The organism is Nostoc sp. DedSLP03 (genome assembly GCF_034530815.1).
GTDB lineage: Bacteria > Cyanobacteriota > Cyanobacteriia > Cyanobacteriales > Nostocaceae > Nostoc.
The window spans coordinates 1-11,486 of sequence record NZ_JAVRCK010000152.1 but is presented as its reverse complement, the minus strand read 5'-3'; the positions used below and the strand labels follow the sequence as shown (position 1 = coordinate 11,486).

At 39.8% G+C, this 11,486-nt stretch carries 21 protein-coding genes; 6 read left to right on the top strand and 15 right to left on the bottom strand.

The genetic code is table 11. The annotated features are described in order from the left end of the window. Positions 1-289 (top strand): hypothetical protein (locus tag RM368_RS36705; protein ID WP_322698618.1); only part of this gene is annotated, 289 nt, incomplete at its 5' end. An 87-nt stretch (positions 290-376) separates the two neighbouring features. Here RM368_RS36705 and RM368_RS36700 read toward each other — a convergent pair. Continuing rightward, positions 377-679 carry a hypothetical protein gene (locus RM368_RS36700; RefSeq protein WP_322698617.1) on the bottom strand — a complete coding sequence of 101 codons (303 nt, stop codon included), beginning with the start codon at positions 677-679 and terminating at the stop codon, positions 377-379. A gap of 67 nt (positions 680-746) precedes the next feature. Between RM368_RS36700 and RM368_RS36695 the strand changes: the two genes are divergently transcribed. Then, positions 747-1,034, top strand: coding sequence for a hypothetical protein (locus RM368_RS36695; RefSeq protein ID WP_322698616.1), 288 nt, complete (start codon positions 747-749; stop codon positions 1,032-1,034). Positions 1,035-1,075: 41 nt separating this feature from the next. Here RM368_RS36695 and RM368_RS36690 read toward each other — a convergent pair whose 3' ends face one another. The 10 genes from RM368_RS36690 to RM368_RS36650 form a co-directional block, all read right to left on the bottom strand. Next, complete coding sequence (locus RM368_RS36690) at positions 1,076-1,375, bottom strand: hypothetical protein (protein WP_322698615.1); 300 nt, start codon at positions 1,373-1,375, stop codon at positions 1,076-1,078. Then, positions 1,375-1,740, bottom strand: coding sequence for a hypothetical protein (locus tag RM368_RS36685; protein WP_322698614.1), 366 nt, complete (start codon positions 1,738-1,740; stop codon positions 1,375-1,377). Before RM368_RS36685 ends, RM368_RS36690 begins: the two co-directional genes overlap by 1 nt. A gap of 3 nt (positions 1,741-1,743) precedes the next feature. Next, a complete protein-coding gene (locus tag RM368_RS36680; RefSeq protein ID WP_322698613.1) occupies positions 1,744-2,109 on the bottom strand; it encodes a hypothetical protein in 366 nt (121 codons plus the stop codon). A 59-nt stretch (positions 2,110-2,168) separates the two neighbouring features. Next, complete coding sequence (locus RM368_RS36675; RefSeq protein ID WP_322698612.1) at positions 2,169-2,402, bottom strand: hypothetical protein; 234 nt, start codon at positions 2,400-2,402, stop codon at positions 2,169-2,171. 116 nt (positions 2,403-2,518) lie between these two features. Next, the gene (locus tag RM368_RS38960) at positions 2,519-2,743 is read right to left on the bottom strand and encodes a helix-turn-helix domain-containing protein (protein WP_416212292.1); all 225 of its coding nucleotides are present in this window, start codon (positions 2,741-2,743) and stop codon (positions 2,519-2,521) included. Beyond that, positions 2,743-4,524 (bottom strand): hypothetical protein, encoded by a 1,782-nt coding sequence (locus tag RM368_RS36670; protein WP_322698611.1) that lies wholly within the window; start codon positions 4,522-4,524, stop codon positions 2,743-2,745. The genes RM368_RS38960 and RM368_RS36670 overlap by 1 nt, the downstream gene beginning before the upstream one ends. Before the next feature lie 5 nt (positions 4,525-4,529). Next, positions 4,530-5,543, bottom strand: coding sequence for a hypothetical protein (locus tag RM368_RS36665; protein ID WP_322698610.1), 1,014 nt, complete (start codon positions 5,541-5,543; stop codon positions 4,530-4,532). 4 nt (positions 5,544-5,547) lie between these two features. Continuing rightward, positions 5,548-6,090: a hypothetical protein gene (locus tag RM368_RS36660; RefSeq protein ID WP_322698609.1), complete on the bottom strand. Its 543-nt coding sequence runs from the start codon at positions 6,088-6,090 to the stop codon at positions 5,548-5,550. Continuing rightward, complete coding sequence (locus tag RM368_RS36655; protein WP_322698608.1) at positions 6,090-6,440, bottom strand: hypothetical protein; 351 nt, start codon at positions 6,438-6,440, stop codon at positions 6,090-6,092. Before RM368_RS36655 ends, RM368_RS36660 begins: the two co-directional genes overlap by 1 nt. A 94-nt stretch (positions 6,441-6,534) precedes the next feature. Further along, entirely contained in the window at positions 6,535-7,197 is a 663-nt protein-coding gene (locus tag RM368_RS36650) for a tyrosine-type recombinase/integrase (protein WP_322698607.1), read from the bottom strand. A gap of 42 nt (positions 7,198-7,239) precedes the next feature. On the opposite strand from RM368_RS36650, the gene RM368_RS36645 reads away from it, so the two are divergent. Beyond that, positions 7,240-7,470 carry a hypothetical protein gene (locus RM368_RS36645; protein ID WP_322698606.1) on the top strand — a complete coding sequence of 77 codons (231 nt, stop codon included), beginning with the start codon at positions 7,240-7,242 and terminating at the stop codon, positions 7,468-7,470. Between the two features lie 41 nt (positions 7,471-7,511). Beyond that, positions 7,512-7,733, top strand: coding sequence for a hypothetical protein (locus RM368_RS36640; RefSeq protein ID WP_322698605.1), 222 nt, complete (start codon positions 7,512-7,514; stop codon positions 7,731-7,733). A gap of 16 nt (positions 7,734-7,749) precedes the next feature. On the opposite strand, the gene RM368_RS36635 is transcribed toward RM368_RS36640, so the two are convergent. Further along, entirely contained in the window at positions 7,750-8,028 is a 279-nt protein-coding gene (locus tag RM368_RS36635; protein WP_322698604.1) for a hypothetical protein, read from the bottom strand. Positions 8,029-8,302: 274 nt separating this feature from the next. On the opposite strand from RM368_RS36635, the gene RM368_RS36630 reads away from it, so the two are divergent. After that, the gene (locus RM368_RS36630; RefSeq protein WP_322698603.1) at positions 8,303-8,713 is read left to right on the top strand and encodes a hypothetical protein; all 411 of its coding nucleotides are present in this window, start codon (positions 8,303-8,305) and stop codon (positions 8,711-8,713) included. A gap of 164 nt (positions 8,714-8,877) precedes the next feature. Here the strand turns inward: RM368_RS36630 and RM368_RS36625 are convergent, their stop codons facing one another. The 3 genes from RM368_RS36625 to RM368_RS36615 all read right to left on the bottom strand — a co-directional run bounded on the left by RM368_RS36625 (position 8,878) and on the right by RM368_RS36615 (position 10,275). Next, on the bottom strand, positions 8,878-9,159 hold the full coding sequence (locus tag RM368_RS36625; protein WP_322698602.1) for a helix-turn-helix transcriptional regulator: 282 nt from the start codon (positions 9,157-9,159) through the stop codon (positions 8,878-8,880). Then, positions 9,149-9,445 carry a helix-turn-helix transcriptional regulator gene (locus RM368_RS36620; protein ID WP_322698601.1) on the bottom strand — a complete coding sequence of 99 codons (297 nt, stop codon included), beginning with the start codon at positions 9,443-9,445 and terminating at the stop codon, positions 9,149-9,151. Before RM368_RS36620 ends, RM368_RS36625 begins: the two co-directional genes overlap by 11 nt. 533 nt (positions 9,446-9,978) lie before the next feature. Then, on the bottom strand, positions 9,979-10,275 hold the full coding sequence (locus tag RM368_RS36615) for a helix-turn-helix domain-containing protein (protein ID WP_322698600.1): 297 nt from the start codon (positions 10,273-10,275) through the stop codon (positions 9,979-9,981). Positions 10,276-10,625: 350 nt separating this feature from the next. Between RM368_RS36615 and RM368_RS36610 the strand changes: the two genes are divergently transcribed. Continuing rightward, positions 10,626-11,486, top strand: an 861-nt coding sequence (locus tag RM368_RS36610) for a hypothetical protein (protein WP_322698599.1), incomplete at its 3' end; no start/stop codon positions are given.

The following is an 11,486-nucleotide window of genomic DNA, read 5'->3' as shown; positions in this document are numbered from 1 at the left end:
TCGGCTAGCTCCCAACATTTACAAGTTTGAGCAAGAGCTGCAACGGAGTCGTTTTGCACGTTGGCGGCTGAGTCGGGCAATCACCGCCGCCGCCGTCGCAGAAGAGTTAGATCAGTCCTGGAAGCTTACCCCATACCATCTAGCTCATAAAGCAGCTTTTAGGCAGTCTGAAGCCTATAAGCAGCGGTTATCTGTGGAAAAAATCGCGCCGGCCGGATACTTAGAGAATAATTCTGTATCAAATACCGTGGATACAGATATCACTACACGTAGGAGAGGGGTGGTTTAAGTATGATTCATTAGATTTCTTTATACAGAAAGCGCCCAGTTGGGCCCCCAAGATCCGGGGAAAGCCTAAAGGGAAACGCACAGATGATCACTTTCTTTTAGGTTGTAAGTCTGGATGGAACAGTAAAGCCATTGTCGCTTTACTGTCCCCACTTTTGTGAGCATCAATAAACTGCATTCCAAAATTTATTCCTTTCTTTTTATCTTCAATATGAAAAGAAGCTTTTACTGCATACCTATCGTTAGGGTTTGGCTGTTCCTTAGCATCTTTGATCCTGATGTACCACAAACCTTTAGAAGGCAGAAACTTGCAGAAAATTTTCATGTCTTTGTAAACAACAAAAGTTGTATTACGGTATTCTGTGGCGACCTCTTCTTGAAATTCAGACATTATTTTTTAGCTTTGGAAAGGATTACTACCTTGTCAAAGGAATTATAAAATTAATTATGAGGTATTTATGAGTTTAGTTTCGCAAACTGAGCATCTTTCGCTTACCGAGTTGATGGGAGGTAGCCGAAGCTTTGATCAGCCACCTTCAGGATGGAGGCATCCAAAAGCGATCGCTAAAATTCCAGCAGGTACAGAAGTGTATATCCAGAATTTAAGATCCGGGCTATGGGAGAGTGGGGTAGTTGAGGAATACTGGGAGAAAGGCAGGTTTTTAGAGGTGCGCTGCGGTTCTCAAATCAAAAAGATATTTAGACCTGAGAACCTTGCTACAAAGCAAATTACTTTGATGATGTGATAAGCGATAAGTGATAAATGACAAAGGGGAGCTAACTTTTTTTAGCTGTCATCCTCATCATTATCTTTACGTCTGATTAAACCTCTGCCTATTAAATAAGCTTTTAATTCTAGCAAGTCTTTATCTTGTGCATCCAAGCGCCGATCCAATTCCTTAAACAACAAAGCTAAGTTATCAGTAAGGTCTTTTAGATTATTTTTTAAGTGCCCAAAGTCTCTCTCAGCCGCATACTTGCGTTTAACTGAGTTTGTAAAAAATAAAATAGCCCAAGTGACATTTCCGCCCAAAGCTAGGGAGAATGTCAGCACAACAATTGGATCATCTGGTAATTTAATATTCATTAAACTTTAGGAACTGCCTCCCAAATTTTAAGAGTACAATTCCCGATTGGGAATGCTAATCTAAATTGTAAAGTAAATGGACTTATACCGTTTTCAAAAACAATAACTCTAGGAATTTTATTAGGCAGTGCATAGCGGTCAGAACTGTGAGCTATCCCACCAAGTTGAAACAAGTTTACAGTCTGTATTAAGTAGCCAGCGATATTTCTGGGATTAATATTAGTAGTGCTTGCCAATACTGCTATTGTCCCAGATGTAAATACTCTAGGAATATCATGATTTTTATCAGATAAAAGTACCTGATTAAATCTGACATTCCAGAGGTAATCATCTCTAAGATTGCTCTCTTCAGAGAATAAAAACATTAATCAATTACTCTTTAAAGTACATGAATTAATGTTATATTCTTTGCCAGCAATTTTAATTTTCTTCCCATTAATTTTACCGCCGGTTGTGACGTTGCCGATTTTATCCGGCTCACAGAAACGGTTAGTACTGCGAGAATTGCCCTTAGCATCTGTGTAACCTATTCTTACCATTGCGGGTCGTGGTGAATTAGCACCAAACATTAACCCGCTATCGGTATCCTTGGCGATAACAACACCCAATTCATCAGCGATCGCTTTAGGGTAAGCGTCTTTTTTACCTCTCCATGCAAAACGCATTGCTCCTGTGTTTCCTAAACCGCCGCCCAAATTAATGTAATACACCTGAGATTTAGCTTCAGTAGCCATTTTCTAACCTCCAAACTATTAGGACATAGGGGAGATATTTATCTCCCCAAAAAACATTTTTAGGGAAGATACGGAGTAGGAGCCGCCACAAGCGCACCAGCTGCGCTGACAGTAAAGGTTGCAGGAGAAGTGAAAGTAACAGCTACGGTCTGGTTTTCTGTATCAATCGTAGTGGTCACATTGTTTGGTCTAGTTTCAGCCGGGATTGCAAGTTCTGCGGCTTGGGCGCGGACTGCCAATTCCCATAATTGCCCTTCTAAAGTCGTAGCCACTGTTTCAACGGAGTCAGCCATAAGTTTTGTACTTAGGTAGGGTGAGCATTGATACAACTAAGCTACTGTCTAATGGCTGTAAATGTCACTTTATCAAAGTCATTTTCCCGATTGGGCCTTAATGCTCAATAGCATTTTTACTTTTTACTTTTAAGCCAATTCTGAAGCGTTAAAACATTGTCTTTGTTTAGATACCATCTACCATGACTTTTAAACGCTCTAATTCTATGTCTGCCGATGTAATATCTAACAGTACTTTCTGTTAAGAATAAAACCTTACAAGCTTCTGGCAAAGAAATATAATTATCATATTTATTATTTTTATCACTTTGTTTTCTTACCCTATCTGGTATTCTTTGCATTATGTAAAATCTACCCTCCAATCAGGCTTGTTGTTCTTTTGACCATTCTTAAAGTAACGACCGTAACGTGGTTTAACTCTGGATTCTTTGATAGGAGTTTCACGTACAATATTGCCACCTTTAAAGTAAGCATCTTTTAAATATGCTTTAGATATATGAGGTATGATTGCATTCAAAATACGCTTACATTGGAGTTCGTTTTGAGCATTAATAGTAACTTTTGAATTATCAGATAATGTAAATATCCCTTCATAATTTCCCTTAATATAAGAGGGTAAAGTTATTTTATCGCTCGGTGTTCCGTCCCAATGGGGCACTGATATAGGATACATTGCTGATTTATATTTCTTGTTTCCATCGGTATCTACTCCGTTCTCTTCTGCACATTGAATTACTAATTGAGGTCTACTTCCCTCATTTCTAATTTGCCAGCTAATAGGAAGAGATGCTATTGGCTCAATGTCTTTCAAAGCCTCATCAATCAAAGCTTTAATTTTTCTATAATCAATTTCAGGACAACAATTCATACATTCACAATTCTCTTGTGGTTCAGGAGGGGTTTTGTCGCCTATAGGCTTATTGATTGGACAATCTTTAGCATCAGGTTGGGAAACATTTATTTCGTAAACTTCCCCAGGTATATTACTTTGTCCATCAAGATTATCTAAAACTGCATTTATTGCTGATTTATTTCTAACTCCGTTAACGCTAATTGCAACAAAACCGTATGAGTAAAATGGGAATTGAAGATTATTGTAATAGGTTTGTTGACCAACATTAATGCTACCTCCCAAACCATAATTAATATGATAAGAAGTAAATTCAGAAACAGCAATATCTGCACTCGATCCGGTTCCGCCATTCATCTCTATGAATTGTTTAAGAGTTGGCGGATCGTTACCTTGAAGATTGTATGTGATGTGAGTATCATAAACCTCTTGAATAGTTGCAGGCTCTTGTACCCTTTCCTCATAATATCCTTCGGGGGTAAAAACTATTCTAGTGCCTGTTACTTTACTAGCTCTTACATATCTAAAAGAGATACTACCACAAGGGGATAACTCCAGTTCTCGCAATTTTCTAGTATTAGTTATTGGTTTAGGCTTTGGCTTTTCAATCTGTGGTTTATCTTTCTCTTGTGGTTCTTGGAATTTAAATTCTGGTATTCTGAATTCTGGTAATTCTGGGAATTTAAATTCTGGTATTTCTGGTATTTCTATTCTAGGTATTGTGATTTGTGGCATCTCAAAGCGTGGGGGATTATCACGAATTTCTCTAATAATTTCTCTCCCTTTATCAATTGTATCTTGTATGTTCCCTGCGTGATTTTTCCCTAATTGATAGAATCCTCCCTCTGCACTAGGAAAGGGAATCGTAGCTTCTAAATCTTCAGTATTATTATTTGGAAATAAACCATTAGATAATCCTGAAAAATACCAATTGAATTCATAAGCTAACTCAGCGCCTAACTGCGACTGACCGCTATTCATAGCAAAATTTACACCAATATTATCGCTACGGAGTTGGTTAGAAGTTCTTAGCTGAGTTCCTGCACTAACAGCCGCGCCGCTAGGGCGATCCTTATATTGACTTGGTATATAAGGTTGAGAATTTTGCCTTATTTGCTCTTGTATTTGGGGTACAGTATGCGGTTTTGCATGATTATTTATTGGGCGATTTATTGGAGTGGGAGCTTCTTCAATTGGTGGAAGAATACTAAGTACTTTCTTAGTATTCTCTTCCATCTGAATAGCTGGATCTGCATATTCAGGTATTTGCATATTGATTAATTCTTGAACACTGAGAATTTACTACATAAAAATGCATATCCTGTTGACAATGCATTCTTTTTATAAACAGTAAAAACGAATTCATGTAAACCATCATTTGCTATTGTAATTGTCCTTGTTACTCGCTCATAAATTTGAGTAGCATTGTAGCCAACGAAATCATTAAATGCCAAGGTTCCATCAATATATAATTGTAAATCACCTTTATTACTTGAACGAGTAACTAACATTATGAATGTATACGTTCCTGCTTTCAAAAGTACAGAAAAACTAAAGCTGTCGCCAAGTGCAGCAGGGTTTTGCTGAAAGGAAGTTGCATAAGGGGAAGCAGTCTGCTGAACTAGTAATAAAGCACCACCCGTTATTACTTTACTTGTATCATGAAAGTGCTGAAAAGTAGTTGGGTAGTTTTGAGGAACGATTGCATTTGTAGCAGCGAATAAGTTAGCGATTGCGGTCGAGTGGTTGCCTACCGTACTATTAAGTGAATTAACAATTGATCCATAATCAAGTAAGTTTGTATTCAACGTTGTTATTTGAGAATTCAAACTTAATGTTAATGCTTGAAGTGCTGCGTTATTACTAGCTACATAATCAGTATAGTTAGTATTCAAATCAGTAACTACATCATTAATATCAGCAATTTGACTATTTAAGTTTTGTGATACTAACGTATTAACTGTTGAAACTAAGTTAGTAATTTGAGTGTTGATTTCAGTGATTTGTGTTTGTGTATTCTGGGATGCTAGCGAATTAACGGATGTTGCCAAATTTTGCAATGAGGTGTTTAAATTTGAATATTTAGTATTTAAACTTGCAATTTCATTGTTAATCGCATCAATAACAGTTTGAGAAATTGGATCGCCGCTATTGTCTACCAAAGCCAAAATACTAGAAATACTTATTAATCTAAGAGTAGGTGAATTATTAGATCCGCCATCAATATCTAGTCCTAACGCTACATCTGATAGAGATAAATTTTCAATTTCTCTGATTTGTGAAACTTTCATATTTTTACTCCACACTTAAAAATGATTGGTCGTAAATGGGCGATTCTTCAATAGCAGATCCAAGTATTATGATACGGTCATTGTTTAGCAATAATCCGTTACCTACTTCAGTCATCTGGACAAACATTTGTGTATCTGGTGCAACATCAAATGTAGAGGATGATGTAAAGTATTTTAATACATCAATGTAATAATATGGACGTTGATTGAACAAATAAACATCCATTATTTTGAGCAATGGGGTATCAAGATTTTGCAGATAAAAGCTTAAGGCTTTTTTCTGATTACCGTCAAAGGTTGCCTTATTATTACTAGCTATAGTTGCATCTGAAGCCAAAATGTCATTAGAAATTGATTGCAACTCAGTAATGCTAGTAATATCAATAGTTAGGCGTAAACTAGTAATAAATCCGCTATACCTAGCATTATTCACAATATCTAAACTATTAAGAATTCCCGGCTGATAGAGTTGAATCATAGATGAGCCACTAGCAGCGTTGAGTTCTTTTATAATATTTACATTGCGAAATATTCCATTATTAGCCATTAGTTATTGGCTCCCAAAATGCCAGTAGTTTGCAAGGGAGTCTTTGTAATAATCTGACCACTTGATAACACGTACCCATTAACAGCGGTTCCCGTGGAAGCAGGAGGAAAAGCCGCTAACCTCTCTCCAATCGTGGCGTTTTGATTAGCTGTAATTTGGGCAAGCGCTGCTAGCTCACGCAATTTATATAAAACCTGAACTACACCAGCTTGAGATTTAGCGTTAACAGCAGCTGTAGTCAGGGCTGACAATCTAATTGTTAATCCGTAACTATTATCAACAAGAATTAAATTATTTAAACCGCTGGCTGTTTCAAGTTGTTGCCAAGTTAGATCCGTAATTACTGCCATATTGCATATACAAAATGTAAATCCGTTGTATCTTTTAATCGTTGTATATGCAAACTAGCGCGGTTGCTTGCTGAGATAAAAGGCGATCGCTTTCTTATTCCCACATGTGACGATGAAACCGCCCTGGCGCGAGTTCGGTGTAAATTACGGTGTGTTGAATATTACGATGTCCTAAGTAGTCTTGAATCATTCGGGTATCATAGCCTTTGGATGCCAGATAATAGCCGCAAGCGTGCCTGAGCATGTGGGGATGAACGGGAAAACTAAAATCAGCCAAAACACCTGCACGGGCGACAATTTGCCTTACACCTTCATCGGCAATGGGCGTTTTACGCTCGCTAGTGAAAATGAAGGGCGATCGCAACTTTTCATCTTGTTCGCGCTTGTGCTGGCGGAGTAGCCGCAGTTCCTTACCTTCAATCCACTGGTTTGAGTCCTTGCCGCGTTTTAACCGCCGGATGTAGATATGCGATTCTGACCAGTCCACATCGTCCCAGTGCAGCCGCGTTAATTCGTTTACCCTTAGCCCGTGACGGTACATCATTAAAAGCATTAAACTGTCACGCAAAGGGTAACGCCCGGTAGATTTAGCGGCGGCGATTAATCGCTCAACCTCATCGGGTCTTAAGTATTCGCGGGAACGTACTTCTAAATTCTTGGGTCTTCTCAATTTTTTGGGTTCCGAAACTTTGGGTATTTCAGGTGTCGGAACCAATGTTAACCGCGTTTTCTTATGCTTGGGATGTGTTGTAAGCATTGTAAACTACTAGTAGTTTAGACTTTTTACCAAGAGTTTACTATGGAAGTTGAGCAAAAAGGAACAATTATTTGTTTAGAGAAAAAAGACCAGAAACCTTACTTTGCTTTGGTATCTGGCGGGCTTCATTATGATGCTTATGGGCATGAAGACTTGTCAGGGCAAGAGGTTGTAGCGAGAATCTGGGTTTACGAAGCTCCTTTATTGTTTCCTTTAGCTGAGAGTTGGATTTATATCCACGGTTATGTCAGCAAGATATTACTAAAAATTTAACCTGTTACCAAGTTTAGGGAGTGCGATCGCAAAAAAACATTATGCATCCTCACGCGGAATTAATAGCTTTAGAAGGCAGATGCCCAACTTGTGGAAACGACAATTTAACCTTTGTCACTTATGACCTTGACAATGAAGCTGTTTTTGATTGTGACAACTGTGGCGAGTCAGAAAGCATCCCCTTAACTGACCTTAAAGAATTTGGGTTTTACCCTGAGAATTTTGAAAATATCAGCAATGATGAAACTTGTTACCAGGTTTAGGGAGGGCGATCGCAAGTTAACCCCAGTAGCAATCATCATCATCATCATCAAATTCGCCTAACTCAGCACTTGCAAGATAATCACAGATTTCACATACTCCTTCACTGCCACCGAAGATAGTAGCAAATTCAAAACTTTCAACGCCTCCCCAGAACTGGCCGCACATATAGCAAAAACCGTGTTTAGCAGCGTGGACAGTACAATAGTACTCATTCGGCTGTTCGGTTTCATTGTCTGGATAAAAGCAAGCCGTTACATTTTCTTCAGTGCATCCTAGATGTTGGCAGTGTGCCATAAACCTGTTACCAAGTTTAAGAAGTGCGATCGCTGTCTTTTAGTGGCTGTCTCTCCAACCTGTCACACCACTTGCTTTTCTATATGAATCCACACCAGGTGTCTGAGGGGAGCCGTTTAAGCAACGCCCAAGGGCGAATTACGCAATCCCTACACTTTGCAGTACCTTTGTACTGAATAGCACGGCTCAACGGGAATTCTAAAACCTGTTACCAGGTATTGACTAAAGTTGTTACCAGGTTTATGATGAGGTCACAATACTTGGTAACAACTTTATGACCAGTGATTTAGCAAAGGGTGGCCGCGGCAAACGAGCGCCCTATGAATCAACACATTATCGCTTACCAGTGCCTTTAAAACCAATAGCTGAGGAGATGGCGGCAAACTACCGCCAGCTGGTGAGTGAATACACAGACCCAGAAGACCCGGCATTGATTGCTGCTACTTTGCAAGCGATCGCTCCTGGCGGCGGCAACCAGGTAGAAGAGAACCAGCAAGTCAAGGAATTGCTAGAAGACTATCAGCAGATGCAAAGCCAGTTAGAGGAATTACAGCAGCGGGTAGAAAAGCTCAAGGGAGTGAATCAAGCGATCGGCATTCTTAAAAATGCGCTAACGCTAAGAGCTAATTCCGGCGGTGCGATTAAAGAACAGATCCGAGAAGCGCTGGTGCTATTACTGGAGTAGTTTACCAGGTTTTATAATCAGCGTAGGTAAGGGGTAAATTACACCCCTCGGATAAACCTATACACCTAAAAACCGCTTGATTAGGCTATCAAGCGGATTTTTTCATTATCAATTAACTTGTTACCAGGTTTAATAAACTTGTTACCAGGTTTTAAGATTGCGCTTCATTCATTTTCTTCTACATCTGGGCTATCCGGCGGGGGCCCCAAGTAGGGGAAGTCCTTAAATTTAATTCCAGCATTCTCAAAAATTTTATCTAGCTTCTGCACTTGGTTCCAAGTTAAACCAGGTCTTCGCCGTCCCGTCTCCCATTGCCAAATCGCGTCATAACTTACGCCTAAGAATTCTGCAAAGGTTTTGCGATCATAACCAAGATATTCTCTCAGTTGCAAGAAAGGTAACACGGCAGGGTCAAGGCTAAGAGGCTTTTTGTCTTCATTCTTCATCTAAAGCATCCGGTGAAGCATCTGGTGGTGGCCCCAGGTAGGAGGGGAAGTCCTTAAATCTAATTCCAGCGCTGGCAAAAATTTCATCTAGTTTCTGTATCTGTTCCCAAGTTAAATGAGGCATTCGGCGTCCTGTTTCCCATCGCCAAACCGTGTCATAATCCACCCCCAATCGCTTGGCAAATTCAGCACGGTTGTACTTTAACCTTTTTCTAAGTTGAATAAGTGGCGACACGGCAGGATTAAGACGAAACGGCTGTTTTTTTTCCGGGTTTTCGTCTATCATTATAGATTAGTTACTGCCATTGGCAGTACGTATGCTCATTAAACACCAACTGCTATTGGTGTCCTGGGTAAAGATTTTGTCTTTACCCAGACAAAAGCATTTTTCCCTATTTTCTGCACATAAGAAAGTAGGGCAAGGAGGTGATTGCCTTTATGGGGGTATAATTCCCCAAAAATGAAGCGATTTAACTAAAAACGGTAAATTATCCCAAAAACTTGTTTTTTCTGCTGAAGCGCCGACCTGCTTCAGCAGTTTTCTAACACAAACACAACTTAATTGTAAACAATCATGACAACTAACAAGTCAATAAACCCTAACGTGTTTAGGGCTAATTTCGCGCGCGGTCAACAGGTAATAGTCAGTGATGAACTGCACCCATCATTTAACCAGCAGGGGCGGATAACCAACATTAGCCCAAGTCAAGCCATCTGTGTAGAATTCGTTGGCTCAGAGTCCGCTAGACGGGTCTGGTTTCACTCAAATCAAATCACCACAAACCAAAATCCCTCTAGCAGTGCTGCTAGAGGGAATGTTTAGATTTTTCGCTGCCTGGTTCTTGTAGGCTGCTTTTCTGGGACTCCTGGGGGCCCAACGTTATCGGGTAAGTCTTGCCAAGTCAACCCCAAGTCCTTGAGCATCACATCTAACATTTTAATTTGCCAGATAGCAAGCCAAGGATGAGTTTTACCCCGTTCCCATGCAGAAACAGTATCTTGATCCACCCCGATAACATCACCGAATTCGCGCCGAGTTAACCCTAAACCTTCGCGAATTTGTAAAAAAACAGACAATTCAGGACGGAGCGAAAACCTTCGATTTTCGCTTATCATGTTGTCAATGTGTCCGAGAATAATCGGATGTCTAACGCTGGTTTTTATTCAGTAAGGGGTCGTGACACCCCTTACACAACTTTAAACAACTGACAACAAACATGTATTATTTAGACTTGAAGATTAAAGATTTGTCCGTATGAACTTAGTAAAAATCTACCAAAAGGAAAATGACTTGCTTTGAAAACTCAATGTGATAACTTAAACCAACCACATGATTTGCTCAAAACAAGCCACCAAAACGTAATTAAAAAGTAACAAATAATTGGAACTAATGAAACTGTAGTTTCTAATTCTATTGGTTTAAGTTATCACATTAAGTTTGAAAAGGTAAGTCACAGGAGAAAACTGTGGCTAATATCAAGCAAACCTCATTCAAACTGCACTCTACAATAGCTGATTGTGGTAACTGGCCAAGCAAAAATCATAAAGGTCAAGTTGCTAAATCCGAGAGTATTCGGCTTTGGTATTACTTGAAAGCATGGGATCAAAATGGTAGTGGTTGGGGTGAATTTTCGCTTGATGAACTAACAGCATTTTTTGATCGCAGTGTGTATACAATTCGCCGCTGGTTAAAGTGGGGGCGACAATTAAAGTTTTTTAGAGCGATCGCAAAACTTGGTAACAAGTATAGAGTTTATTACTCTAGCGTTACTAGAGTTGCGATCGCAGTTGGAATTACAGATTTAGGAGCTATTAGCCAGGAGGACATACAGAGGCTCAAAGACCTAAAATTTGCTGCAACCGAGGCCACCGCCTTGAGGTTGCAAAACCAATCTAGATACAAAGAGCTGTCAAATCACAACCATGAAAGTGTGAAAGCGAAAGTAATAGACCCAGAGCAGGTATTATCCTCCGAGTTAGGCATGGGGGCAATACTTACCCGTAAAGGGCGTTTTACTTTTGTCAAATATAACACTTTCGCGGTCGGAGCAACACAACAGCGCATAGCTAAAACTCTCGGTAGGCATCCGTCAACCGTGCAGCGCCGATTAGGTAACAGCTACCGTCAAAAGCGATCGCTTGACCCAGTTGTGAAAACTCAACTGGTAGCACCGCCACGGATTACCTCTGAAGGTACTGGGCCAGCACCAGCACCATCTAAAACGCGGTTTATCCCCGGTCAGCGAATTATCCGTACCAAGCTAGGGGTTTTTCGGCTAGCTCCCAACATTTACAAGTTTGAGCAAGAGCTGCAACGGAGTCGTTTT

What these genes read in the sequence shown, in the direction of transcription:
- RM368_RS36635 (WP_322698604.1), bottom strand. Translation starts at nt 8,028, where the DNA reads ATGGCACACTGCCAACATCTAGGATGCACTGAAGAAAATGTAACGGCT.
- RM368_RS36645 (WP_322698606.1), top strand. Translation starts at nt 7,240, where the DNA reads ATGGAAGTTGAGCAAAAAGGAACAATTATTTGTTTAGAGAAAAAAGAC.
- RM368_RS36690 (WP_322698615.1), bottom strand. Translation starts at nt 1,375, where the DNA reads ATGAATATTAAATTACCAGATGATCCAATTGTTGTGCTGACATTCTCC.
- RM368_RS36620 (WP_322698601.1), bottom strand. Translation starts at nt 9,445, where the DNA reads ATGATAGACGAAAACCCGGAAAAAAAACAGCCGTTTCGTCTTAATCCT.
- RM368_RS36625 (WP_322698602.1), bottom strand. Translation starts at nt 9,159, where the DNA reads ATGAAGAATGAAGACAAAAAGCCTCTTAGCCTTGACCCTGCCGTGTTA.
- RM368_RS36630 (WP_322698603.1), top strand. Translation starts at nt 8,303, where the DNA reads ATGACCAGTGATTTAGCAAAGGGTGGCCGCGGCAAACGAGCGCCCTAT.
- RM368_RS36675 (WP_322698612.1), bottom strand. Translation starts at nt 2,402, where the DNA reads ATGGCTGACTCCGTTGAAACAGTGGCTACGACTTTAGAAGGGCAATTA.
- RM368_RS36700 (WP_322698617.1), bottom strand. Translation starts at nt 679, where the DNA reads ATGTCTGAATTTCAAGAAGAGGTCGCCACAGAATACCGTAATACAACT.
- RM368_RS36680 (WP_322698613.1), bottom strand. Translation starts at nt 2,109, where the DNA reads ATGGCTACTGAAGCTAAATCTCAGGTGTATTACATTAATTTGGGCGGC.
- RM368_RS36660 (WP_322698609.1), bottom strand. Translation starts at nt 6,090, where the DNA reads ATGGCTAATAATGGAATATTTCGCAATGTAAATATTATAAAAGAACTC.
- RM368_RS36670 (WP_322698611.1), bottom strand. Translation starts at nt 4,524, where the DNA reads ATGCAAATACCTGAATATGCAGATCCAGCTATTCAGATGGAAGAGAAT.
- RM368_RS36615 (WP_322698600.1), bottom strand. Translation starts at nt 10,275, where the DNA reads ATGATAAGCGAAAATCGAAGGTTTTCGCTCCGTCCTGAATTGTCTGTT.
- RM368_RS36640 (WP_322698605.1), top strand. Translation starts at nt 7,512, where the DNA reads ATGCATCCTCACGCGGAATTAATAGCTTTAGAAGGCAGATGCCCAACT.
- RM368_RS36650 (WP_322698607.1), bottom strand. Translation starts at nt 7,197, where the DNA reads ATGCTTACAACACATCCCAAGCATAAGAAAACGCGGTTAACATTGGTT.
- RM368_RS36685 (WP_322698614.1), bottom strand. Translation starts at nt 1,740, where the DNA reads ATGTTTTTATTCTCTGAAGAGAGCAATCTTAGAGATGATTACCTCTGG.
- RM368_RS36655 (WP_322698608.1), bottom strand. Translation starts at nt 6,440, where the DNA reads ATGGCAGTAATTACGGATCTAACTTGGCAACAACTTGAAACAGCCAGC.
- RM368_RS36695 (WP_322698616.1), top strand. Translation starts at nt 747, where the DNA reads ATGAGTTTAGTTTCGCAAACTGAGCATCTTTCGCTTACCGAGTTGATG.
- RM368_RS36665 (WP_322698610.1), bottom strand. Translation starts at nt 5,543, where the DNA reads ATGAAAGTTTCACAAATCAGAGAAATTGAAAATTTATCTCTATCAGAT.
- RM368_RS38960 (WP_416212292.1), bottom strand. Translation starts at nt 2,743, where the DNA reads ATGCAAAGAATACCAGATAGGGTAAGAAAACAAAGTGATAAAAATAAT.